21 protein-coding genes are annotated in these 23,733 nt (G+C 39.4%); 20 read left to right on the top strand and 1 reads right to left on the bottom strand.

Annotation, left to right across the window (positions count from 1 at the left end; translation table 11 throughout):
* Window positions 1–135: 135 nt before the first annotated feature.
* From HMPREF9257_RS04460 to HMPREF9257_RS08755, 5 genes are all read left to right on the top strand, one after another.
* Window positions 136–1,290 (top strand): cysteine desulfurase family protein, encoded by a 1,155-nt coding sequence (locus HMPREF9257_RS04460; protein ID WP_006418422.1) that lies wholly within the window; start codon window positions 136–138, stop codon window positions 1,288–1,290.
* Window positions 1,291–1,315: 25 nt separating this feature from the next.
* Window positions 1,316–1,657: a cysteine desulfurase gene (locus HMPREF9257_RS04455; RefSeq protein ID WP_006418274.1), complete on the top strand. Its 342-nt coding sequence runs from the start codon at window positions 1,316–1,318 to the stop codon at window positions 1,655–1,657.
* Window positions 1,658–1,672: 15 nt separating this feature from the next.
* Window positions 1,673–2,797 (top strand): tRNA 2-thiouridine(34) synthase MnmA, encoded by a 1,125-nt coding sequence (gene mnmA, locus HMPREF9257_RS04450; protein ID WP_006418213.1) that lies wholly within the window; start codon window positions 1,673–1,675, stop codon window positions 2,795–2,797.
* Between the two features lie 154 nt (window positions 2,798–2,951).
* A complete protein-coding gene (gene recD2 / locus HMPREF9257_RS04445; RefSeq protein WP_006418529.1) occupies window positions 2,952–5,465 on the top strand; it encodes an SF1B family DNA helicase RecD2 in 2,514 nt (837 codons plus the stop codon).
* Between the two features lie 10 nt (window positions 5,466–5,475).
* On the top strand, window positions 5,476–6,027 hold the full coding sequence (locus HMPREF9257_RS08755; RefSeq protein WP_006418439.1) for a GNAT family N-acetyltransferase: 552 nt from the start codon (window positions 5,476–5,478) through the stop codon (window positions 6,025–6,027).
* A 65-nt stretch (window positions 6,028–6,092) separates the two neighbouring features.
* On the opposite strand, the gene HMPREF9257_RS08750 is transcribed toward HMPREF9257_RS08755, so the two are convergent.
* Window positions 6,093–7,049 carry a diacylglycerol/lipid kinase family protein gene (locus tag HMPREF9257_RS08750; RefSeq protein WP_006418570.1) on the bottom strand — a complete coding sequence of 319 codons (957 nt, stop codon included), beginning with the start codon at window positions 7,047–7,049 and terminating at the stop codon, window positions 6,093–6,095.
* A gap of 141 nt (window positions 7,050–7,190) precedes the next feature.
* Between HMPREF9257_RS08750 and HMPREF9257_RS04430 the strand changes: the two genes are divergently transcribed.
* From HMPREF9257_RS04430 to HMPREF9257_RS04360, 15 genes are all read left to right on the top strand, one after another.
* A complete protein-coding gene (locus HMPREF9257_RS04430; RefSeq protein WP_006418544.1) occupies window positions 7,191–8,000 on the top strand; it encodes a Cof-type HAD-IIB family hydrolase in 810 nt (269 codons plus the stop codon).
* Window positions 8,001–8,271: 271 nt separating this feature from the next.
* Window positions 8,272–10,923, top strand: coding sequence for an alanine--tRNA ligase (alaS, locus tag HMPREF9257_RS04425; RefSeq protein ID WP_006418356.1), 2,652 nt, complete (start codon window positions 8,272–8,274; stop codon window positions 10,921–10,923).
* A gap of 87 nt (window positions 10,924–11,010) precedes the next feature.
* On the top strand, window positions 11,011–11,268 hold the full coding sequence (locus tag HMPREF9257_RS04420; RefSeq protein WP_028124711.1) for an IreB family regulatory phosphoprotein: 258 nt from the start codon (window positions 11,011–11,013) through the stop codon (window positions 11,266–11,268).
* On the top strand, window positions 11,269–11,706 hold the full coding sequence (ruvX, locus tag HMPREF9257_RS04415) for a Holliday junction resolvase RuvX (protein ID WP_006418329.1): 438 nt from the start codon (window positions 11,269–11,271) through the stop codon (window positions 11,704–11,706).
* 14 nt (window positions 11,707–11,720) lie between these two features.
* Window positions 11,721–12,023 carry a DUF1292 domain-containing protein gene (locus tag HMPREF9257_RS04410; RefSeq protein WP_006418206.1) on the top strand — a complete coding sequence of 101 codons (303 nt, stop codon included), beginning with the start codon at window positions 11,721–11,723 and terminating at the stop codon, window positions 12,021–12,023.
* 114 nt (window positions 12,024–12,137) lie between these two features.
* Entirely contained in the window at window positions 12,138–13,373 is a 1,236-nt protein-coding gene (gene mltG, locus HMPREF9257_RS04405) for an endolytic transglycosylase MltG (protein ID WP_006418219.1), read from the top strand.
* A gap of 154 nt (window positions 13,374–13,527) precedes the next feature.
* Window positions 13,528–14,157 carry a uridine kinase gene (gene udk / locus HMPREF9257_RS04400; protein ID WP_006418460.1) on the top strand — a complete coding sequence of 210 codons (630 nt, stop codon included), beginning with the start codon at window positions 13,528–13,530 and terminating at the stop codon, window positions 14,155–14,157.
* Between the two features lie 22 nt (window positions 14,158–14,179).
* Complete coding sequence (gene greA / locus HMPREF9257_RS04395) at window positions 14,180–14,659, top strand: transcription elongation factor GreA (protein ID WP_006418595.1); 480 nt, start codon at window positions 14,180–14,182, stop codon at window positions 14,657–14,659.
* 251 nt (window positions 14,660–14,910) lie between these two features.
* A complete protein-coding gene (liaF, locus tag HMPREF9257_RS04390; RefSeq protein ID WP_006418183.1) occupies window positions 14,911–15,660 on the top strand; it encodes a cell wall-active antibiotics response protein LiaF in 750 nt (249 codons plus the stop codon).
* Window positions 15,657–16,742, top strand: a complete 1,086-nt coding sequence (locus HMPREF9257_RS04385) for a sensor histidine kinase (RefSeq protein WP_006418376.1) — start codon at window positions 15,657–15,659, stop codon at window positions 16,740–16,742. Before liaF ends, HMPREF9257_RS04385 begins: the two co-directional genes overlap by 4 nt.
* A complete protein-coding gene (locus tag HMPREF9257_RS04380) occupies window positions 16,739–17,374 on the top strand; it encodes a response regulator (protein WP_006418272.1) in 636 nt (211 codons plus the stop codon). The genes HMPREF9257_RS04385 and HMPREF9257_RS04380 overlap by 4 nt, the downstream gene beginning before the upstream one ends.
* Window positions 17,375–17,435: 61 nt before the next feature.
* Window positions 17,436–17,759 (top strand): HesB/YadR/YfhF family protein, encoded by a 324-nt coding sequence (locus HMPREF9257_RS04375; protein ID WP_006418144.1) that lies wholly within the window; start codon window positions 17,436–17,438, stop codon window positions 17,757–17,759.
* A 342-nt stretch (window positions 17,760–18,101) separates the two neighbouring features.
* Window positions 18,102–19,850 (top strand): ABC transporter ATP-binding protein, encoded by a 1,749-nt coding sequence (locus tag HMPREF9257_RS04370; protein WP_006418456.1) that lies wholly within the window; start codon window positions 18,102–18,104, stop codon window positions 19,848–19,850.
* On the top strand, window positions 19,837–21,597 hold the full coding sequence (locus HMPREF9257_RS04365; RefSeq protein WP_006418319.1) for an ABC transporter ATP-binding protein: 1,761 nt from the start codon (window positions 19,837–19,839) through the stop codon (window positions 21,595–21,597). Before HMPREF9257_RS04370 ends, HMPREF9257_RS04365 begins: the two co-directional genes overlap by 14 nt.
* 116 nt (window positions 21,598–21,713) lie before the next feature.
* On the top strand, window positions 21,714–23,414 hold the full coding sequence (locus HMPREF9257_RS04360; RefSeq protein WP_006418191.1) for a M3 family oligoendopeptidase: 1,701 nt from the start codon (window positions 21,714–21,716) through the stop codon (window positions 23,412–23,414).
* Window positions 23,415–23,733 lie beyond the last annotated feature (319 nt).

Raw genomic sequence — 23,733 nt, 5'->3', positions numbered from 1 at the left:
TCGACTTCTAAGCTTAGGTGGAGATTGGTTTCCCCGGATGTCTAGTGTATAATATAAAGAAGTTAAGTCTTGTGACTTGATTACGTTCAAATCAATGTTATAATAACCAGGTTATTAAAAAAAGGGGTGAACAGTGTGGTATATCTTGATTATGCAGCAACTAGTCCAGTGCGACCGGAAGTGGTGACTAAAATCCAGCAAGTCTTGCAAGAAAATTATGGTAACCCATCTTCAACCTACCGTTTAGGTAAGAACGCCAAGATGGAGCTCATGCAAGCTCGGCAAGATTTTGCAAATATTTTAGGTGTGGATTCCCATTCCTTGTATTTTACTTCTGGTGCGACCGAGTCTAATAATTGGGCCCTACGGTCACAAGCCCACCAAGCTCGTAAATTAGGCTTGGGTAACCATATTGTTGCTTCAGCGATTGAACATCCCTCAGTAAAAAATGTACTTAAGCATTTAGAGAGTCAAGGCTTTGAAGTTTCTTATATTAATCCTGATGCAAGTGGCCAATTTAAGTTGACTGATTTTCAAGCAGCTTCTAAAGCTAATACCATTGGGTGGACCGCTATGGCGGTGAATAATGAAGTGGGCGCGATCTTGCCTATCAGGGAGTTAGGGCAAGCGGCGAAAGAATTAGGTTATTGGTTCCATGTCGATACAGTGCAAGCCATTGGACATTTGGATTGGAGTTTTGCTGATTTACCTTGTACTTCTTTTGTAGGTTCGGGTCATAAATTTCAAGCCCCTAAAGGGATTGGTTTTCTTGTTTACCAACCTTTCCAAAAAGAAATGGTGCTAGAACCACTCTTATATGGGGGGGGCCAAGAAGCTAGCAAACGGTCAGGAACTGAAAATATACCTTATATTGCTGGTATGAGTCATGCTTTGACCTTAATGCAAGCTGACCTAGACCAGGTTTTGAAGCAACATCAAGACCTTAGTCGTTATTTATTTGACCAGATGGATCAGACAGGCATTGACTATGAGTCTAATGGTGATTCAGATCACCAAGCAGCTCATATTCATAATCTTTGGCTGAAGGGGATTCCTGCAAGTCAAGTTCTGATTCAAATGGATTTAGCAGGGATTTATCTTTCAGCTGGCTCGGCTTGTTCAGCTGGTTCCATTCAACCCTCAGCGGTTCTACAAGCATACTATCCAGGTCAAGAAGATCGGTGGCAAGAAAGTATTCGTATTTCCTTTGGGCGTGAAACCAGTCGGGCGGATATTGATCAATTTATTAAAGTATTAAGTGAACTCGTTCATCGTAAACGTCAAAAATAATTGTATAGTATAAAGGAGTAAGATTATGGCATTTAAAAAAGAAGCAAGTATTAAAGGATTAGACCGAGTTTTTGCCGTGAGTCCAGAAGCTAGACCCTATACTTTGAGAGATAATGGCTTCGTGAATACCCGGGGGGGTAATTTCCAGTATAAGCGAGATATGGAGAATGAATCCAATCAAGAATTTGTCTTAAAAGTAACGGTAGATAAAGACTTAAAAGGATTAAAAATTTCAACCGTAAACGGGTCTGGCATACAGGCAGTTGATATTACCAAATTAGCAAATAATGACATGTTATTAGAAAAAGTGAACTTTATCTTTGATGGTTTCGTAGACCGGAATGTCTTCGTAGAAATTAAAGACTAAGAGAAGGGAGCAATTATGACTGAAAAAAAAGCCCGCGTCATTGTGGGTATGTCTGGTGGGGTGGATTCTTCTGTCGCAGCGCTCTTACTAAAAGAAGCGGGATATGATGTGATCGGCCTCTTTATGAAAAATTGGGATGATACTGATGAAAATGGTGTCTGTACTGCAACGGAAGACTATAAGGATGTAGCCTTAGTGGCTGAAAAAATTGGGATTCCTTATTATTCTGTTAACTTTGAAAAAGAATATTGGGATCGGGTTTTTGAATATTTCTTAGCCGAATATCGGGCCGGCCGCACACCTAATCCAGATGTGATGTGTAATAAAGAAATTAAATTTAAAGCCTTTTTAGATTATGCCATGGACTTAGGCGCGGATTATGTTGCTATGGGGCACTATGCCCAAGTGGAAACCGATGCAGATGGAACGGTTCATTTATTAAGAGGTTTGGATGATAATAAAGATCAAACTTATTTCTTAAGCCAATTATCTCAAGATCAATTAAAAAAATCACTTTTCCCATTAGGGCATTTGCAAAAATCACAAGTACGGGAAATCGCTGAAAAAGCTGGTTTAGCGACTGCTAAAAAGAAAGATTCAACCGGTGTTTGCTTCATTGGTGAACGTAATTTCAATGAATTCTTATCTAACTATTTACCGAATAAATCAGGTAAGATGGTGACCCTTGATGGCCAAATTATGGGGGACCATGCCGGTTTGATGTACTATACCATTGGTCAACGACACGGCTTAGGGATAGGCGGTGGAGGCGAATCCAACGAGCCATGGTTTGTAGTTGGCAAAGATCTTGAAACCAATACGCTCTATGTAGGTCAAGGTTATCACCACCCTAATCTATATTCAGATTACTTGGATGCCTCTCAAATCCATTTTACCGTGGATAGGGATATGCCGCAGGAATTTGAATGTACTGCTAAATTCCGTTACCGTCAAAAAGACGTTAAGGTAAAAGTAGTCTTGAATGAGGACCAAGAGAGTGGTCGGGTTTATTTCCAAGATCCGGTTAGGGCGATTACACCCGGTCAAGCGGTCGTCTTCTATGATGGTTTAGAATGTTTGGGTGGCGGAATTATTGATGCTGCTTACTCAGTGGCCCAAGGCCAACGTCAATATGTTTAAATGATTACAAATTTTACTAAATTTTACACGAAGCTCGTCCGTATGGCTTGAGCTTCGTGTTTTTTAATATAATTTCCTGTAGGAAACTAAAAAAATGTGCGGGATTGTGATATAGTAGAACATAGTAAATCTTTGAAGGAAAGGTGGGGGATTGATGCAGGCAAAGCAAGACGAAGAACGGCTAGTCGGTCAGGTGGATGCGATTATTTTTGAGAACCCCACTAATTTTTATAAGGTGGTTGCAGTTGCAGTCGATGCTAACGAAACCTCGTTTATGAGCGATGGTACTATGACCTTAACTGGTCAAATGGCCACCCTCCATTATGACACGGAATATGAATTTTTTGGTTATGTAACCAGCCACCCTAAATATGGCCAACAATTTCAGGTGAATCGTTACCAACAACTGACCCCAACTTCGGAAGAAGGACTCATTGATTATCTATCTTCTTATCGATTTAAGGGAGTGGGCGAAGTTTTAGCTAGCCGAATTGTTGAAGCTTTGGGTGAAAGCACTATTGATCAGATTATCGAAAACCGTCGGGTTTTGGATTCAATCAAAGGTTTGAAAGCAGAAGTTGCCGATCAAATTCACCAAACCCTAATGGAGAACCAGGGCACTGAGCGGATTTTTATGCAATTAAACCAGTGGGGGTTTGGGAGCCATTTGGCTGAGAAAATATATAGTCAATTTGAATCAAAAACCCTCGAAGTGATTCATGATAATCCCTACCAACTGATCGAACAGGTTGAAGGAATTGGCTTTAATAAGGCGGATGACCTGGCAGAAAGTTTAGCCATTGATGCTTTGGCTAGCCAGCGTCTCGTTGCCGGGCTCTATACCGCAGTTTATCAGGTATCGAACAATCAAGGAGATACCTTTTTAAGTCAAGACCAAGCCCTCAAAAAAGCCCAAGAAATTTTAGAAACGAGTCGACCTGTCATGGTCTCCCAAGATCTTCTAGTAGAAGCTTTAGAGGAGGCAATCCGAACCCAGCATTTGATGAGGTTAGATCAAGGCATTATGTTACCTAGTCTCTATCATGCGGAGACAAATATTGCGCGCCGTATTCGTGATTTCCTTAAATATGAAGCAGTAGAACGTTACCCCAATGAGGATATCCAACAAGCAATTGACCAGGTAATTCTGCAAACGGGGATTAATTATGACCCAGACCAAATAGCAGCGATTAAACAGGCAATTAGTGCACCTATGTCAATTATTACAGGGGGGCCAGGAACTGGTAAAACCACTTTGATTAATGCCATTATTCAAGTTCATGCTATCTTACATGACTATGACTTAAGTCAATTAGATCAAAATCCCAATCAAATGCCTATTTTATTAGCAGCTCCTACTGGGCGTGCTGCGAAACGGATGCAAGAGACGACAGGACTTCCGGCTGCTACCATTCACCGGATGATTGGCTATACCTTAGGGGCTTCTTATGAAACATTTATTGGTCAAGAGTTAGATGGAACCTTATTGGTAGTTGACGAAATGTCAATGGTCGACACTTGGTTAATGAATTGGTTGGTTCAGGCCATTCCTTATCATCTTCAAGTCGTATTTGTAGGTGACCGCGACCAATTACCTTCTGTAGGTCCTGGCCGTGTTTTCGCTGATATGATTGAATCAAGGACCCTAGCTACTACTGAATTAAATCGGATTTACCGTCAAGCCCAGGATTCTTCGATTATTGACCTTGCTCACCATATTCGCCAAGGCCAATTACCAAAAGATTTTCAAGTAAAGCACAATGACCGAACTTTTATTCCTGCTCCCACTAATCAAATTGTCCAATTGGTCCAACAAATAGTAGGCCATGCTCTAAATAAAGGGTTTTCGGCCCAAACGATGCAAATCTTAGCCCCCATGTACAAAGGTTCGGCTGGCATCAACCAATTGAACACCATGCTGCAAGACCTCCTTAATCCTCAAAGTCCCCAAAAAATTGAATACCAACATTTTAACCGAATTTTCCGCGAAGGAGATAAGGTTTTACAATTAGTGAATAATAGTGAAGATGGGGTCTATAATGGCGATATTGGGCAAATTATTGAGATTAATTTAGCTAACAAGAAACTTAAGGAAAACTTTGAGATGTTAGTCCAGTTTGATGATCAAGTCTTGGCTTATAAGACTGGAGACCTCAATAATTTAGCTTTAGCCTATTGTATGTCCATCCATAAGGCACAAGGGTCGGAATATCCCTTGGTTATCCTACCTATTGTCAATGATTATTACCGGATGCTACGTAAAGACATTCTTTATACCGCTGTAACAAGGGCACAAGATAGCTTAATTTTATTGGGCTCATTGTCTGCCTTTCAAAAAGCCGTGAGCTCAGGACAAGTCAAGCGCAAAACATTTCTCTTAGACTTGTTAAAAGTAGCAATACTAGGAATAGACCAAGTCGATGACAATAATTCTGTTAGCCCAATCCCTGAAGATCATAAAGAAACAAGTGAAGCAAGGATCGAGCTTAAGTCAGGCCAAGAAGAATCAGCTAAGAAAATAAAGGAAATAAAGAAAGCTCAAGAAGCGGGATTACAAGAGCTCGGTGTCAGGGATAAAATTGAAGAAGCAGTGGCAGACTATCATCTGACCATGGATAATTACCAAAATATTGATCCTATGATAGGGATGGAAGGCATAAAACTATAGGAGGGATAAAATGATACAGCTTAAAACTCTACATGCTCGTGGGAACCAGTCGCCTTTAATTGAGAGGATTAAACAACTTTATTTAGATAGTTTTCCGCCTGCAGAGTTATTATCTTGGTCAGATTTATTAGTTATGTTGGATCAAGACCATGTAGATTTAATTGGAATTTTTGATGGTTTAGACTTTGTGGGTTTCTTAACAGCCATGCGGTCCTCTCATCATTTTTATATCAATTACTTGGTAATTGATCCAAGCAAGCGTTCCAAAGGCTATGGTAGTCGTGTATTCAAAGCCTTGGGTCACTCATTTCCTGACTATAGCATCGTCCTAGAAGTTGAACCTCAGGATAAAGCAGCGGCTAATGCCCAGCAGCGGCAACGTCGGCTCGCTTTTTATTTAGCCAATGACTTTCAAGTATCCAAATATCAGTCAATTATGAATGGCTATCCCTTGGATATATTGTACCGTGGCAAGCAAGTTTATGTCGATGAACTGGAGCAATTATTGAATCAACAATCAGACCAATTAGATTTTATTCCAGTTCAACAAAATAAGGATTGACTCAAAATAGAAAAAGGCCACTGTAACTTAGTTAGACTAAGATACAGTGGCCTTTTTTGGATAAGCTATGACTTAGGTTCTTCATTAAGGATAAACGGATAGGTATCCATTTCGTAAGAAACATTGACCAAATCTTTGCTAATTACTTCACCATCGGCTTGTCCCCAAACAGGCTCTTGAATCATAACCTGCATTTGTTTGCCTTTAATTTGCGAGATGTAAGGTGATTGATCATGGTCTTTTGAAAGAAAGACGCGTTTAATCGCATCGAAGACGGCTTTAAGGGTGATATCATGGTAGGTTACAGCACAAAGTAATTTTTCTTCAGGCTGAGTTAGATTACTGAGGTAGATGCCACCCCCAAGGTAAGGATTGGTCATGGTGCAATGGATTCCAACTTCATTAAAGTGATAGCTTTGTCCATCAACTTTTAATTCAACCTGAAAACGTTGGATTTGACTTAAACTTTTGACTAAGCCGGCTAGATAGACAAGTTTATGGAGACCAAACTTTTGAAAGAGGGGCATTTTTTGAAAGACCTGGGCCTGGTAGTTAATCTGGGCATCAAGGCCATACCCATTGCTATTTAGCATATAATCAATATGTTCATTAGCATTGTTAAAGGCTTTAATGATAGGTACTTGGCTGATTTTTCTTTGGTAGATTAGGTTTTCGACCAGTTGACGAGGACTTAACTTAGGTGACCAAACTCGAGCAAAGTCATTGCCTGTTCCTGCCGGAAGATAGGCGAGAGGCACCTTATAACCACTGGCAAGGAAACCATTGATGACTTCGTGTAAGGTGCCATCCCCCCCAATAATAATGACGGCTTGCTGAAAATTCCCTTGGGTCCGTTTTACTAGTTGTTGGCACAAAAGTTGAGCATGATTTTGATAATCGGTTAAATAGGTTAAATAGTCTAAATGAAATTCTTTTAAGCAATCGGTGACGGCTTTTAACAATTTGCCTCCCTTACCATTACCAGAACCAGGATGACAAATGATATAAATTGGTTTACCCATAGTAAACTCCTTTTTAAAATTTGTATTTATTATAAGCTATATGACTTTATAAATAAACCATCCTGTCCAACTTTTTGTTTTGTTTCCTATTTAGGTCCATGTATAATAGAGACATAACAAAAAAAGAAATGAGCGTGACCCATGACTTATAAAATGTTGGTATTAGATATTGACGACACACTCCTAAACTCTGACCAAGAAATTAGCCCTAAAACTTATGACCGCTTGATGGCTTTTCAAGAAGCAGGGTTTCAATTGGTGCTTGCTTCAGGTAGACCCTATGAAGGTATGATTGGTTTAGCTAAAGAACTTCACTTGCATTCTTATAATTCCTATATTATTTCAATGAATGGGGCTCAAGTGAATCGGATGCAAGACCAAGCTATAATCTTTAAGCAGCCAATAAATTTTGAAGACCAAAAAGCCTTTATTCCTTTCTTGCAAGAAAAAGGATTTTCTGTCTTAACCTACCATGAGGGGAAAATCATTGTAGATAAAGTTTCTACCTATAGTCATGTTGAGTCTGAGCTTACGGGGATGTCTGATTATATTGATCCAGACTATTTCAAAAATTTACAAGAAGCTAAGTTAAAATTTATTGCAGTAGGGGAACCAGACCTAGTCAACACGGTTGAAATGGATTTACAACAACACTTTGGTCAAGAAACAACCTGCACTTCTTCCAAACCATTTTACCTTGAATTTTATAATTCTAAGGTGTCTAAAGGGTTAGCTGTACAAACCCTAGCTAATAAATTAGGTTATGGAATCGACCAAGTGATTGCCATGGGTGATGGGAATAATGATATTTCAATGATTCAAGCAGCGGGACTTGGGGTAGCCATGGCGAATGCATCGGCAGCCCTAAAAGCTGTGGCTGATGAGGTCACCTTATCGAGTGATGAAGATGGGGTTGCAGCGATCGTGGATAAGTATTTTTTGAATAAATAAATGAATCGACTTTGTATGGATTGACTTTAGTCCCTATAATTCTGTATAATACCAATGATTAAGGCCATATTATCCGATGAAAAGCGAGTGTCGGTTGGTGAAAGGACACAGTGATAATGCTCCCTTAAGTATCCCAATTGAAAAATTGGCGTTCATCAGCGTTAATGATAGAAGAGAGATAATGATGAGTCGTTATAAGTAAGGTGGTACCGCGGAATGTCGCCCTTGCATATAGCGGCTCTTTATATATTTTTATGAATGGAGACTATAAATGAAAGAATTGACCAGTGCACAAATTCGGCAAATGTATTTAGATTTCTTTGCAGAGAAAAACCATGATGTGAAACCTTCTGCTTCATTGATTCCAATCAATGATCCAACCCTTTTATGGATTAATTCAGGGGTAGCCACCCTTAAGAAATATTTTGATGGGACTGAAGTGCCAGCCAATCCACGGATTACCAATGCCCAAAAATGTATTCGGACCAACGATATTGAAAATGTTGGCGTGACGGCCCGCCACCATACTTTATTTGAAATGTTAGGTAACTGGTCAATTGGTGACTACTTTAAAGAAGAAGCCATTGCCTGGGCCTGGGAATTCTTAACTTCAGACAAATGGATGGGCTTTGAGCCAGAGTTATTGTATGCCACTTACTATCCGGAAGATACCGATACACCTGAAATCTGGAAACAACAACCTAATTTCAATCCAGATCATTTAGTGCCAGTTGAAGATAACTTCTGGGATATTGGTGCTGGCCCATGTGGTCCTGATACCGAAATTTTCTATGACCGTGGTGAAGCCTATAATAATTTAGCCGAGGATGATCCTGAAAATTACCCAGGGGGGGAAAATGAACGTTGGTTAGAAATCTGGAACTTAGTTTTCTCTGAATTTAACCATATGCCAGATGATACGTATCAACCCCTACCTAACAAGAACGTCGATACCGGGATGGGTTTGGAACGGATGACTTCCGTAGTTCAAGATACACCAACCAACTTTGAAACAGACTTATTCTTACCAATTATTAAACAAATCGAAGGCTTAACAGATGGGATTGTCTACGAAGAGGCTGGTGCTAATAAAGTTTCCTTCAAAGTGATTGCTGACCATATCAGAGCGGTTTCTTTTGCTATTTCTGATGGGGCCTTACCTTCTAATGAAGGCCGTGGATATATCTTACGTCGTTTAATTCGTCGGTCTGTGATGCACGGTCGACGCTTAGGTATAAAAGATAAATTCTTGGCTCAGTTAGTCCCAACCATTGCTCAAATTATGGGTCAATTCTATAGTGAATTACAAGAAAAAGTTGAATTTGTTCAGTCAGTCTTAGCTTCAGAAGAAGATCGCTTCCATGAAACGATTGAAGCAGGGGAAGACCACCTGGTTTCGATTATTGAAAGCCTTAAGACTGAAGAAGTTTATGAAATCCCTGGCGACCAAGCCTTCAAACTCTATGATACCTTTGGCTTCCCACTTGAATTAACCCAAGAAGAAGCTGAATTACGTGGTTTCTCTGTTGATACTCAAGGTTTCGAAGCCGAAATGGAACAACAAAGACAACGAGCCCGTCAAGCACGGTCTAAAGAAGAGTCAATGAACGTTCAATCAACAGTCTTTACGGATATCCATACGGAATATGATTTTGTTGGCTATGACAGCTTAGTTAGCAATGCGACGGTTAAAGCCATTGTTTTTGAAGATGAGTCCGTCCAAAACTTGGCTAAAAACCAAATTGGTTGGGTCTTCTTTAATCGCTCACCTTTTTACGCTGAAATGGGAGGACAAATTGCTGATAAGGGTCTAATAATGGACGGTAACGATGAAGTGGGTCGGGTCCTTGATGTTCAAAAAGCACCAAATGGGCAAGCCATGCATAAGGTTGAAGCTTTAACGATGCCAATCAACCTAGACCAATCATATACTTTACAAGTAGACCCTAAACACCGGACTTTAACTAACCAAAACCATACGGCAACTCACTTACTCCATCGGGCTTTAAAAGATGTCTTGGGTGACCATGCCAACCAAGCAGGGTCTTATGTTGGACCAGACCGGTTACGTTTTGACTTCTCTCACTTTGGCAAGATGACCGCTGAAGAAATAAAGGCAGTTGAAGATAAGGTAAATGCCTTTATTGAAGCTTCCCTTGCAGTTAATACGACCGAAATGCCAATTGATGAAGCAAAAGCTTTAGGTGCCATGGCCCTCTTTGGTGAAAAATACGGAGATGTTGTCCGAGTCGTAAATATTTCAAATGAATCCATTGAATTGTGTGGTGGAACCCATGTGGCTAATACCAACCAAATTGGTACCTTTAAGTTATTAAGTGAAACAGGGATTGGTGCTGGAATTCGTCGGATTGAAGCACTAACTGGCCAAGCCGCCTTTAATTATTATCGCGACCAAGAAGCAATTTTACATCAAATCCAAGACCGTCTAAAAGTAAGTCAAACTGATATGTTAGTGAATCGCATTGATCAAATGCAAGCTGAACTTAAAGAAGCTCATGCTCAAATTGAATCCCTTCAAGCTAAGGTAATGCAAGCCGCTTCTGATAAATTATTTGATGAAGTAAAAGAAGTAGGCGCTGTATCGTATATTGCTCTAAGCCTAAAAGACCAATCTGCTGATGCCATGCGTCAATTAGGGGACATTTGGAAGCAAAAAGCCAATGCCGATCTTTTAATTGTCGCCGCCGATAATGGAGAAAAAGCTAACCTACTAGTGTTGGCGAATGACCAAGCAATTGACAAAGGGGTAAAAGCTGGTGATTTGATTAAGGCTTTGGCTAAATATGTTCAAGGTGGTGGTGGCGGTAAGCCTCAAATGGCCCAAGCAGGTGGTAAAAATCCAGTCGGTATTCCTGAATTAATGGAATCCATCGACCTAGAAATTGAAAAATTAGTAAAATAGTTTATAATGTAGAAAGATAACAAGCTTAGAATTTTTTACCATTCTAAAACGATTATTTAGCAATTATTGCTAGAAAGGAAGGATGTTATCATGTCATTAGATGAAACAATATTGTTCAATGTTGATGATCTTGCGCAACATAGTGTTCGAGAAACTTTAGAACTCGTCTTTGAAGCTTTGAAAGAAAAAGGCTATGATCCGATTAATCAAATTGTTGGTTACCTCTTATCAGGCGACCCTGCTTATATCCCACGTTATCATGATGCTCGTAACTTAATTCGCCGTTATGAACGTGACGAAATTATGGAAGAATTGGTGCGTGAGTATCTTAAGGATCAAGCCTAAATGACAGCATATGAACGGATCGTGGGCCTTGACGTTGGTTCTAAGACCGTAGGGGTTGCCATGAGTGACCTCTTGGGTTGGATAGCTCAGGGATTAGAAACCATTCGCATTGATGAAGAAGCGGGTGATTTTGGTTTTGATCGTCTCTTAGAACTATTAGATCAGCACCAAGTAAAAAAAGTTGTTATTGGCTTACCTAAAAATATGAATAATACGATTGGGCCACGAGCTCAAGCTTCACAGCGCTATGGTCAGAAATTATTGGATATCCGTCCTGATTTATTGATAGCTTATCAAGATGAACGCTTAACAACTTCTCAGGCTGAACGGATGTTAGTTTCTGAGGGGAATGTATCACGGTCAAAACGTAAGAAAGTCATTGATAAACTTGCCGCTGTAATTATTTTACAAAATTATTTAGATGCTAATTCTAAGTAGTAAAGGAGCATAAAATGGAATACCAACCACAATTAGACCACAATCATGACCATGAATATATTACTGTTGTCGATGAAGAGGGTAATGAAGTCCTTTATGAAATTTTATTTACCTTTGAATCTCCTGACTTTAATAAGAGTTATGTATTAATTTACCCTGCAGGCTTGGCTGAAGAAGAAGACATTGAATTACAGGCCTACTCTTATGTCGAAGCGGATGACGGGACAACGGGTGCCCTTCAAGCGATTGAGACTGAAGAAGAATGGGATATGATTGATGAGGTCCTAAATACATTTCTTGCAGATGATGATGAATAAATTTGAAGAAAATCCCACTTTTTCTAGTGAAAAGTGGGATTTTCCTTGTCTGCATGGTATTTTCCTGAAATTTTTGTTATAATTTTGGAAATCCTAGAAGATAGAGGAGCATGTATGACCAAGAAAGAAGAAAAGTCCAATCTGTCATTCAAAGAACGGTGGCAAGAAGCGCGCAAACAAGCGCGAGACAAAGAAAAACAAGTCAAACAAGAACAACGTTTAACGAATCGAATTTTAAAATACTTAATTTTAGGCCTGGTTATCCTAGTAATTATTGGGGCTGGTTTGGGGTTCTGGTATGTAAATGATGCCTTAAAAGCTATGGATCCCAATAATCACGAGACAGTTGCTGTCACGATTCCAGTTAATTCGTCTACCAAAGATGTGACTCAAATTTTACAAGACGCTGGGATCATTAAAAATAGTCAAATTTTTAACTATTATATGCGTTTTAATAATGATAAAGCACTTCAAGCTGGTCATTATGAGTTCTCTAAGGATATGAATGCGGCTAAGGTAATGGAAACCATTCAGGCTGGAGGAGAACCTATCTTTGTTGATGCAGATACTAAGTTAACCGTGGTTGAGGGGATGACTGCAGACCAAATTGCTGAGATGGTAGGGGAAAACACTGCTATTTCGGCCGATGATTTCATGAAAGAATTAAAAAACGAAGACTATTTAGAGCAGTTAAGGAAGAAATATCCTTCCTTGCTAGAAGGTTTAGCAGACACCAGTGAAATGAAGGTACCTTTAGAGGGGTATCTGTATCCGGCAACCTATGATTATTTTGCAGGGATGTCTGCCCAAGAATTGATTGAAGATATGGTCGCTGCTTCAAACTTAGTTTATCAAGAATTAAAAGATGATTTAGTCAATACTACCTTAAATTATCATCAAGTTCTGACCTTAGCCTCCTTGATTGAACGTGAAGCGGTGACTGAGGAAGATCGTGGCCTAGTATCAGGTGTCTTCTATAATCGGATAGCGGCGGAAATGCCACTTCAATCTGATATTTCAGTCTTATACGCCTTAGGAGTGCATAAGGAAAAAGTGACATATGATGATTTAGAAGTAGATTCACCCTATAATTTATACAAAAATACCGGACTTGCACCAGGACCTATGAATAGTCCGTCGAAGACAGCCATTGTTGCAGCTATTTATCCAACTTGGAATGAATATTATTATTTTGTTGCAGATATTGAAACGCAAAAAATATATTATTCAACGACGATAGAAGAGCATAATGCCTTAGTGGAACAATATGTTAATGATTCATCTGAAAGTACTGATGGAAGCAACCAAGAAGAACAAGCAAGTGATAACCAAGATGAATCAAATCAATAAATTTTTATTTATAGAAGCAATTTACTATAGCTTTTTTTGAAAGTTATAGTATACTATCATTATTAATTGGATGTTTAGAACAACCAAATGTAAAACATTCGGTGAGATTAGGTTTCCTAGTCTCACTTCTGTTTTTGATTAAGGAGGGAGCTTGATGGCACAGCCCATTGTCATAGGTGTCACCGGGGGATCTGGTTCGGGTAAGTCGAGTGTAAGCCGACAAATTGTAGAAAATTTTTCGGACTTATCCGTTTTATTATTACAACAAGATTCTTATTACAGGGACCAATCTGATCTAAGTATGGAACAAAGACGTCAGGTGAACTATGACCATCCACTTGCTTTCGATAATGATTTATTTTTCCAACATTTAACTACCTTAATTAAAGGTGGTGGGGTAGAAATGCCTGTGTATGATTTTGCTAGTTTTACACGGACAGGTGAATTTCAATTCCTAGAATCACGAGAAGTTATTATTGTTGAAGGTATTCTTATTTTAGATGATGTTCGTTTACGTAACTTGATGGATATCAAAGTCTACGTCGATACAGATGATGATATTCGTTTATGTCGTCGAATTCTACGAGACATTAAGGAACGGGGGCGGTCGATTGATTCCGTAATTAACCAATACGTGGATGTGGTTAAACCTATGCACCATCAATTTGTGGAGCCCCAAAAACGCTACGCCGATATAATTGTGCCCGAAGGTGGTTATAACCAAGTGGCAATCGATTTGTTAACAACCAAAGTTGCAACCATTCTCAATCATGTGAATGGTTAAGTTAGAGAGGAAATATAGACCCATGGACGAAAAAGTATATCCTATGACCCTTGAGGGAAAGGAAAAATTGGAACTTGAATTAGAAGATTTAAAAGTAAACCGTCGTAAAGAAATTATTGAACGAATCAAGATTGCTCGTTCATTTGGTGATTTATCTGAAAACTCAGAATATGAAGCTGCCAAAGACGAACAAGCCATGCTTGAAGGTCGCATTGCTACCATTGAAAACATGATTCGCTTTGCTGAAATTATCGATGATAAGCATGTTGATGAAGATGAAGTTTCTTTAGGTCGGAAAGTTACGTTTAAAGAATTACCTGATGGTGATGAAGAATCCTACATTATTGTTGGATCAGCTGAAGCAGATCCAATGGAATTCAAAATTTCTAATGATTCCCCTATTGCCAAATCACTGATTGGAAAAAAATTGGGACAAATTGTTTCAATCGAATCTCCTGGTGGAGCTTTCGATGTAGAAATCACCAATATTGAAAAAATTTAAGGAAAATAAATAGTATCAAGTAACCTAGTCCGCTGGCGCTATTAGGTAGGCTTTTGTTGAGTCAAAAGTCAATCTGCGCGTAAGGATTAGGTTTTTTTATTTGGAAAAAAATTAAAGGGAATCAAAACTTGCTTTAACTCTGGATATAAATAATTCCAAAATTTTATTATTAATAAGGGTGAAATCTTTTGAAGGCCTTGCAGGCTCCCTAGGGCTAAAGTAAAATATAGGAGAGCACAGGGAGGTGGCCTATGAAGTCATTATTAAAGCGAAATATTTTTATTGTCTTATTATTCTCGATTTTGCTGATCTTTTTAGAAATTTTAATGAATGGGCATTTCTTAATTGTATTTGCTCTTGGAGCTATATTATTAGTTGCCTCTCTTTTCTTTGAAGCACGGATACCAAGGATTATTTTGACTTTAATGAGCTTGTTTCTGATGTTGTCAGCCCTTCTAGCCACTAAATCATTTTGGTTGGCAGCCGCCATGTTAATTATCGTCTATTTATTGTTTTCAACCGATGAAGGAAATAGTTTGCTACATTTTGATCAAGCTTATCTGCGGCCTTTAAATCGGTCGACTTACTATCGAGGTCTTCAATTAAGGGCACCCCAGCATGGCCAGGTTCATCTCTTAAGAAAACAAAATATCAAAGATTCTTTAAGTAATCATCAAACGATTTTTGAGTGGGATGATATTAATTTAGTTTATATTGGCGGCAATGATATCATCGATCTAGGTAATGCTGTTATGCCTCAAGGTGAGAATGTTGTGATGATACGTAAGCTTTTTGGGAATACCCGGATTATTATTCCAAAAGACTTGGGTATTCACTTAAATATTTCAATTATGTCAGGTAAAGTAGTTTTTGAGCAGGAAAAGTATCAACTATTGATGGAAAATTTCCGCTGGTTGACCCCGGACTATGAGAAAAATCAACGCCGGATTAAGTTAATTATTTCGGTTGCTTTTGGAGATATTGAGGTGATTTTCTTATGAAAGGACGGCTGTGGCTTCTTATTTTTGCCCAACAACTACTCATGTTATTTGTACCATTACTTGCTTTATTAGCTTTCTTTATTTGGGGGCTTGATCTCCTGAGCTTTCAGCAGTTCTGGGACCTAAAAGCATTTGACTTACCTTTAACCGCTTGGTTACTAGCGGCGATTATATTAATTGCAGCTTTCTATGCTTCAATTTATAGTTTGCAAATTAATCAACCTTATGAAGATATCCAGGCTCGGCTTAATTGGTTAGTCATGGGGAAATATAACCATACTATTTTTTCTGAAACCAATCAGAAAAAGGGGGCGAGCAATCAGATGATTAGTCTTTATCAGGATATTGAAGACTTAAGACAAAAATTGATTCAATTATCCAGTGATATTCAAGAATATTCAGCTGCTCCAACCTTTGTTGGCCAAGATACCAAAGAAGAGATTATTGAAGGGGAGCGGGGCAGGATTGCCCGAGAATTACATGATTCGGTTAGTCAAGATTTGTTTGCGGCAACTATGATGCTTTCAGCTTTGAATGAGGGCATGGATGACCTAGCTCCAGAAAAACTTAAGCAAGCTGTGGCTAGGATTGACCAAGTGATTGCTAGGGGACAAACTGAAATGCGGGCGCTCCTATTACATTTACGTCCGGTTGAATTGAGGGACAGGCGGTTAACTGAGGGCTTGGAACAGATTCTTAAAGAATTACAAGGACGAGTGCCGATTACCATTAACTGGCAACTAGATCCTAGTATTCGGTTAGACTCGGGGATTGAAGATCATCTTTTCCGGATTGCCCAAGAATCAATTTCCAACACGCTCCGCCATGCTCAGGCTAGTCAGTTGGATGTTTATCTTGAAGCGAGCCCCGACAGTGTAGACTTAAGGGTCATTGATGACGGCATTGGTTTTGACCTAGAAAAATTACGCAATGCGGGTAACTATGGCCTGGCTAATATTGAAGAACGGGTCAAAAGTTTAGGTGGCCAATTACGGATCCGTACTCTACCAAAACAAGGCACAGCCATTATTATTTCGATTCCTAAAACTAGACCGATGCAAATAGAAAGAGGCACAGTATGATTAAAGTGATATTAGTTGATGATCATGAAATGGTTCGGCTGGGAGTATCTAGCTATTTATCCATTCAAGATGATATTGAAGTGATTGGTGAGGCGGCCAATGGTTTGGAAGGCTACCATTTAGCGGTTGAGCTAAAGCCGGATATTATTTTGATGGATTTGGTCATGGACGTCATGGATGGGATTGAAGCGACACAACGGATAATGCAAGATTGGCCCCAGGCTAAAATAATCATTGTGACTTCCTTCCTAGATGATGAGAAAGTCTATCCAGCCTTGGAAGCTGGTGCAAAATCCTATATATTAAAAACTTCATCAGCCAAGGAAATTGCGGAAGCAATCCGAGAAACTTATTCGGGTGAACAAGTTATGGACGATGAAGTCAATGACATTTTATTGGCTAAAGATATCAAGGATAGTCAACCTCAGCTCCACGATGAATTAACGCGGCGTGAATATGAAGTCTTACTCTTGATTGCTAAAGGTTACTCTAATCAGGAAATTGCAGATGAATTATTCATTACTTTGAAAACCGTAAAGACCCATGTGTCTAATATACTTGCTAAATTAGAAGTTTCTGACCGGACGCAAGCAACAATTTATGCTTATCAGCATAAACTAGTCGAAGACTAGGCAAATTCCTGTGCCAACTTAAGAACTTGTTCTATAATGAGTCTTTAAGGAGTGGTATGACATGAAAATAATTATTGAAGAAAAAGCGGGCCAATGGTTTAAGGAATCTGTAGGGATGCCGCAGGAACCCACAGGTATAGGAGTACGATTTCGCAACCGGATTTATGGTGATTCACCAGTGACTGATTCCTTTGGCTTGGCTATCGAGTTAAGTCAACCACAGAATCCAGTAGCTCAGTTCCAAGAAAAAGATGGTTATTTATTCTTTGTTGAAGCCAGTGATGAGTGGTTCTTTGATGGCCATGATTTACGGGTGAGCTATGATGCGAGCCGGGATGAACCTATATATATTTTTGAAAAAGATGGGCAAGCCATTCAGGCTTAGTTATTTAGAATATTTTATACTTAGCTATCCTAATTTGATTATAGCTCATAACATTTATTATTAAGTAATTGATTAAAAACAGCTGTATTTTCTAATAAAAATGCAAATTTATCTTTACTAAAATTAAGAAAAGGGTTAAAATACAGTTAATATCTATTGAAGAGGAGGGTTTAATATGATCAAAGTAATTCAAAATACAATGCAGTTAAATTCTCCACACATTGATATTTAGGTCTTGGTGTACCCCTACACCAATTTTCTGTCAAGAGCGCCTATTTGTGGAGATTATAACTCTATGAATAGGTGTTTTTTTATGCAAATTTACTTAGAAAAGAGGTCCCTATGTTAAAGGATTTATGGGCATATATGCGCAGCAAGCCGATCACTTATGGTTTGGCCACGCTCTTTGCCATGCTATCTAATCTGATTGGGATGGTTCCTAACCGGGTGGTTGAAACATTTGTTGATACGGTCGTGGCTAATCAATTATCTAATCAGCGGTTGATGACCCTGATGCTTACTTTTTTATTGGCAATTGTCACTTTATATTTGGTGGATTTATCCTGGGTTATTCTTATTTTAGGAAATGCTTATACTTATGTTAAAGATTTACGCCATCATTTTTTTAAACGTTTGTTAGGCTTTAGGGCCCCCTTCTATGAACGCTTCCGGTCAGGAGATTTAATTACCCGCTTGTCTTCAGATATGGATATGGTGGGGGACTTTCTTGGCTATGGGTTTATGATGGTAGTCGGAGATTGCTTCCGGTGTGTTGCGGTTTTTGTGGTAATGCTCCTATTATATCCAGCTAAATTGGTTTTAATTTCTCTGAGTCCTTTCATCCTTTTTTCAGTGATTATGTATTATGTAAGTCAGACTTTTGACCGCCTTTACGATCAAAAACGGGATGCGGTAGTCGCCCTAAACCAAGAAGTATTAGAGTCAGTCGAGGGGGTCCGTGTGATGCGGGCTTTCGGTCAATCCGAGACCTTACAGACAAATTTTGCCAATCGGACCCAGGATGTGGTCGCCCAAGCAGACCGGTTGAACCCATATTTTGCCACCTTCGGATCAGTTCCTAATATTTTTGGGGGACTCAGTTTAGCAATTTCTTTGACTTATGGCGGCTATCTTTTAGGCCAGGGTCAGGTAACCTTGGGGCAACTAGTGGCGGTTCAAATGTACTTAGGTATGTTTCATATGTCAATTTGGGGGTTATCTGAAATTATTGTGATGTATCGACAAGCTATGATTTCTTACGGTAAGTTAACTACCTTACAGACAGAAAAAGGGGAGCCTGACCAAGAGGGGAATCTACCGATTAGTCAGATTGAACAAATTGAATTTAGGGATTATTCCTTTACCTATCCTGGTGCTAAACTTAAAAGCCTAGATCATATTTCTTTTAAAATAAGTAAAGGTCAGACTCTGGGCTTAGTGGGTAAAACCGGAGCAGGTAAGTCAAGTTTAATCCGGCAGTTACTCCGACAATATCCCTTAAGTCACCAGGGGGAAATTCTGATTAATGGTCAGTCAATTGAAAACTTTGATCTCAGTCAATATGAATCATTAGTGGCTTATGTTCCGCAAGAACACATTCTTTTTTCTAAATCGGTAGCGGATAATATTTATTTTTCCAATCCGCAAGCAGATGAAAGTTCACTTGATCAAGCCATTATTGCCGCAGACTTCAAAAAAGATATTGTCAATCTTAACCAAGGTTTAGATACTATGATTGGTGAGAAAGGGGTCGCCATTTCGGGGGGACAAAAACAAAGAGTTTCCTTAGCCCGGGCTTTTCTAGCTCAAGGTGATTTACTTATCTTAGACGATTCTTTATCAGCGGTTGATGCGAAAACAGAAAGTCAAATTATTGACAACTTAAAAGCCCAGGCCCAAGACCAAATTAAGATTATTGTCAGTCATCGCCTATCAGCTGTAGAAGAGGCTGATTTAATTCTGGTGTTAGACCAGGGTAAGATTATTCAACAGGGCTCCCATCAGGAGTTGATAAGTCAGGATGGCTGGTATCAAGCCCAGGCTCGTCGGCAGGGTTATCTTAAGGAGGTGAGTCCTTATGAAACTCGTTAAACGTTTGTCCGCTTATTTTATTTATGAATGGCAAAGCTTACTTATAGGACTTTTACTCCTTGTGTCAGCTATTGCAATCTCAGTATATTTACCTATGTTTGCTTCCAAATTGATTGACCGGTTGACTCATGCCTATAGGGAGGGCAGTCAAGTCCCACTCGCTGAATTAACCCAGTTTTTCGGAATTTATATGGGCTTGCAGATTTTAAATTTAATACTGTCTTTTTCAGGAGCAGTCCTTTTAAGACATATGACCAATCGAATTGGGAAGATTCTCCGTGATCAGGCCCATGCTCATATGCAGAAGTTACCTGTCTCTTATTTTGATGATAAGCCGGCCGGAAAGGTTGCTACCCGGGTGGTGAATGATACCGAAGTGATTTTAAATAATTTCTTTGCTGTCTTTGCCAATAATGTCTTGATTAATGCCTTAACTGTGATTGGGGCCTATTGGGCCATTGCCCGCATCAATGGGTGGATTGCCTTAGCCTTATTGGTACTGATTCCAATTATTATCCTTTGGCAACTCACCTATAGTCGGATCATTGGACCGGTCAATACCGCCATGCGTGAATCCTATTCCAACTTAAATAGTCATGTAGCTGAGCTAGTGAATGGGATTGGAATTGTTCAGATATTCGGTCGCCAAAAATATATGGTTGATGCATATGATCAAGATAATGATGCATACCTCAATTCGCAAAAGAAATACTTATTCACTGATGCCTTTTTATCTTGGAACTTATCTGAGTTACTCAAAAACCTTGTTCTATTTGCGATTATGGCGATGATTGGGATTCGTTTTAACCAAAGAATATTAGGCTTTTCAGTTGGGGTAATCTATATGCTCATCAATTATGTTAGCCGTCTCTTTGACCCGATTACTATGATTGTACGGATGATGACCCAGGTTCAACAAGCCTTAGCTGCAGCCAAACGGGTGTTTGAACTCTTAGACCAACCAGTTGAAGTGGACCAAGAGGCTAGCTTGACCATAAAGCAAGCAGATATTGACTTTGATCATGTATCCTTTGCTTATGACGGGGATAATTATATCCTGAAAGATATTACTTTTTCTGTGCAAGAAGGGCAGAAGGTTGCCTTGGTGGGCCATACCGGGTCTGGGAAGTCATCCATTATTAATTTATTATTCCGTTTTTATGACCCCCAAAAGGGCCAAATTCGGATTGATGGGAAAGTTATTCAAGACTATAACCGGGAAAGTGTGCGCCAGGATATGGGAATTGTCTTACAAGATCCTTATCTATTTACTGGTACCATCGCTTCCAATGTCTCCATGAACCAAGCAGGGATTAGTGATCAAATGGTAGAAGAAGCCTTAATTAAAGTAGGGGCAGGCCCCCTTTTGGCTAAGTTAGACCAGGGTATCCAAAGTCCAGTGGTTGAAAAAGGTCAAGACTTATCTTCGGGTGAACGACAATTAATTTCTTTTGCTCGGGCTTTAGCCTCTGACCCTAAGATTTTAATCTTGGATGAGGCCACTTCCCATATTGATACTGAAACAGAGAGCTTAATTCAACATGCTATGCAAGTGGTTCAAACCGGCCGGACGTCGATTGTAGTAGCCCACCGTTTATCGACCATTATGGATGCAGATTTGATTTTAGTCTTGGACCAAGGCGAAATTGTCGAATTGGGTAATCATCGGTCACTCTTAGCAGCTGGGGGAAGTTATGCGCAAATGTATCAAGCTCAAGTTGAAGAAGCAGGTGGGACAGCTCCTTAGATTTTTAGAACAGTTGTGAGAATATTCTCCTGGAAGATGATTAATAAGATAAGTAGTAGGGTGCACGCTGTAAATTGTGCTATACTAGCTTTATGAAAATGAAAGAAGGTTTTTGAATGAAATTTAGTGAATACAAATATGAACGACCTGACTTAGACCAAGCTAAAGCTGAATTCTATGGCTATATTGATGCGATTAAAAAGGCAGATTCTTATGAAACTGTCAAAGAAAATCTTGATAAGCTACAAGCCCTTCAAAATGATTTAATGACCTTACAAGAATTAGTGGGCATCCGGGCTTCCATTGATAGTCGGGATGAATTCTATGAAGCTGAACAAGCTTTTTGGGATGAACACAGTCCAATTGTGACAGAATGGTTCACTGACTTCTATCGGGCTATCCTCAATTCATCCTACTTAGACCAATTAAAAGAAGATTTACCAGGCACCTTCTTTAAATTAGCTGAAAACTCCTTGAAATCCTTTGATCCTAAGGTCATTGAATTGATTCAAGAAGAAAATCGTCTAGTGACTGAATATAATCGTTTGATTGCATCGGCTGAGATTGAATACAAGGGTAAAACTTATAATTTACCAGGCTTAGGCAAGTTTGCACAAGACCCTGACCGCCAAGTCCGAAAAGAAGTAGCTGCCTTAAACAGTAAGTTCTTTGCAGATAATCAAGCAAAAATTGATGAAATTTATGACCGGATGGTTAAGGTGAGAGATAAGATTGCTAAAGACCTTGGTTTTAAAGACTTCGTTGAATTAGGTTATGTCCGCATGGACCGTTTAGATTATAACCGTCGAGATGTGGAAACCTACCGGCAAGAAATTCTAAAACATGTAGTTCCGTTGGACCAAGAACTCTATGCCCGCCAAGCTAAGCGTTTAGGATTGGATGCTTTGAAGTCTTATGACTTGCCTTTAGAATTTAAAGAGGGTAATGCGACACCAGTAGGGACTTCCGATGAAATCTTGGCCAATGGGGTCAAGATGTATCATGAAATGTCACCTGAAACCGGTGAGTTCATTGACTTTATGGTTGACCATGAATTATTAGACCTAGTTACTAAACCAGGTAAACAAGGGGGCGGCTACTGTACCTATATTCCAGGTTACCAATCACCCTTTATTTTCTCTAACTTTAATGGGACTTCTGGTGACGTGGATGTACTGACCCATGAAGCGGGCCACGCCTTCCAAGTCTATTCTTCTCGTTGGATCCAAAGTCCAGAATGTGTCTGGCCAACCTTTGAATCCTGTGAAATTCACTCCATGTCCATGGAATTCTTTGCCTATCCTTGGATGAAAGACTTCTTCCAAGACCAAGAACAAAAATATAAATACAGTCATTTAATGGGAACAGTGACCTTCTTACCGTATGGAGTCCTAGTAGACCACTTCCAACATGAAGTTTACGAACATCCAGAAATGACTCCAGCTGAACGCCGGGCAACTTGGCGGCGACTCGAAAAACAATATAATCCATGGAAAGACTTTGATGGTGATGAGTTCCTAGAAGCTGGTGGCTTCTGGTTCCGACAAGGACACATCTTTAGCTCACCATTCTATTATATTGATTATACCTTGGCCCAAGTTTGTGCCTTACAATTCTGGAAACGTCAAGTCATTGACCACGATCCAAAAGCTTGGGAAGATTATCTTGCAATCTGTCGTGCTGGGGGTACCTTATCCTTCCGTCAAATCGTGGAAAAAGCTAACTTGAAGTCACCATTTGAAAAAGGCAACTTAGAAGGTTTGGTTAATACTATTCGTGACTACCTTGCTGCTATTCCTGAATCAGATTTAGTTTAATTGATAATTTTAATTTGCTCTCGCCCGTTTCTTAGGCGAGGGCTTTTTGCGTTCTAGTCTTAAAAGGCGTGTGTTTTGGCGGGGAGTAGGGAGGGGTGACGAGTTGGAGGTTAAGTCGTCATAATATTGTGCAAGGACTGACGAATAAGGAAAAAGTCGTCACTACCAAACTCAGAAAGTCTATTATCATCCCATTTGTCCTAGCAAAAGCTCGTGGAAGTATCCTAGTGAATCTTTATGTTAATTCTTTGTAAAATATTAAATTTCTATAGAAATTTGTTGTTAAATAAAGTATGATTTGTCTAGTTTGAATAAGGTA

It is taken from the genome of Eremococcus coleocola ACS-139-V-Col8 (assembly GCF_000183205.1).
In the GTDB taxonomy this organism is placed as follows: domain Bacteria; phylum Bacillota; class Bacilli; order Lactobacillales; family Aerococcaceae; genus Eremococcus; species Eremococcus coleocola.
This window is presented reverse-complemented; position numbering and strand designations above follow the sequence as displayed.

Coding starts and splice junctions, on each gene's coding strand:
- HMPREF9257_RS04455 (WP_006418274.1), top strand. CDS start 1,316: ATGGCATTTAAAAAAGAAGCAAGTATTAAAGGATTAGACCGAGTTTTT.
- mnmA (WP_006418213.1), top strand. CDS start 1,673: ATGACTGAAAAAAAAGCCCGCGTCATTGTGGGTATGTCTGGTGGGGTG.
- recD2 (WP_006418529.1), top strand. CDS start 2,952: ATGCAGGCAAAGCAAGACGAAGAACGGCTAGTCGGTCAGGTGGATGCG.
- HMPREF9257_RS08755 (WP_006418439.1), top strand. CDS start 5,476: ATGATACAGCTTAAAACTCTACATGCTCGTGGGAACCAGTCGCCTTTA.
- HMPREF9257_RS08750 (WP_006418570.1), bottom strand. CDS start 7,049: ATGGGTAAACCAATTTATATCATTTGTCATCCTGGTTCTGGTAATGGT.
- HMPREF9257_RS04430 (WP_006418544.1), top strand. CDS start 7,191: ATGACTTATAAAATGTTGGTATTAGATATTGACGACACACTCCTAAAC.
- alaS (WP_006418356.1), top strand. CDS start 8,272: ATGAAAGAATTGACCAGTGCACAAATTCGGCAAATGTATTTAGATTTC.
- ruvX (WP_006418329.1), top strand. CDS start 11,269: ATGACAGCATATGAACGGATCGTGGGCCTTGACGTTGGTTCTAAGACC.
- HMPREF9257_RS04410 (WP_006418206.1), top strand. CDS start 11,721: ATGGAATACCAACCACAATTAGACCACAATCATGACCATGAATATATT.
- mltG (WP_006418219.1), top strand. CDS start 12,138: ATGACCAAGAAAGAAGAAAAGTCCAATCTGTCATTCAAAGAACGGTGG.
- udk (WP_006418460.1), top strand. CDS start 13,528: ATGGCACAGCCCATTGTCATAGGTGTCACCGGGGGATCTGGTTCGGGT.
- greA (WP_006418595.1), top strand. CDS start 14,180: ATGGACGAAAAAGTATATCCTATGACCCTTGAGGGAAAGGAAAAATTG.
- liaF (WP_006418183.1), top strand. CDS start 14,911: ATGAAGTCATTATTAAAGCGAAATATTTTTATTGTCTTATTATTCTCG.
- HMPREF9257_RS04385 (WP_006418376.1), top strand. CDS start 15,657: ATGAAAGGACGGCTGTGGCTTCTTATTTTTGCCCAACAACTACTCATG.
- HMPREF9257_RS04380 (WP_006418272.1), top strand. CDS start 16,739: ATGATTAAAGTGATATTAGTTGATGATCATGAAATGGTTCGGCTGGGA.
- HMPREF9257_RS04375 (WP_006418144.1), top strand. CDS start 17,436: ATGAAAATAATTATTGAAGAAAAAGCGGGCCAATGGTTTAAGGAATCT.
- HMPREF9257_RS04370 (WP_006418456.1), top strand. CDS start 18,102: ATGTTAAAGGATTTATGGGCATATATGCGCAGCAAGCCGATCACTTAT.
- HMPREF9257_RS04365 (WP_006418319.1), top strand. CDS start 19,837: ATGAAACTCGTTAAACGTTTGTCCGCTTATTTTATTTATGAATGGCAA.
- HMPREF9257_RS04360 (WP_006418191.1), top strand. CDS start 21,714: ATGAAATTTAGTGAATACAAATATGAACGACCTGACTTAGACCAAGCT.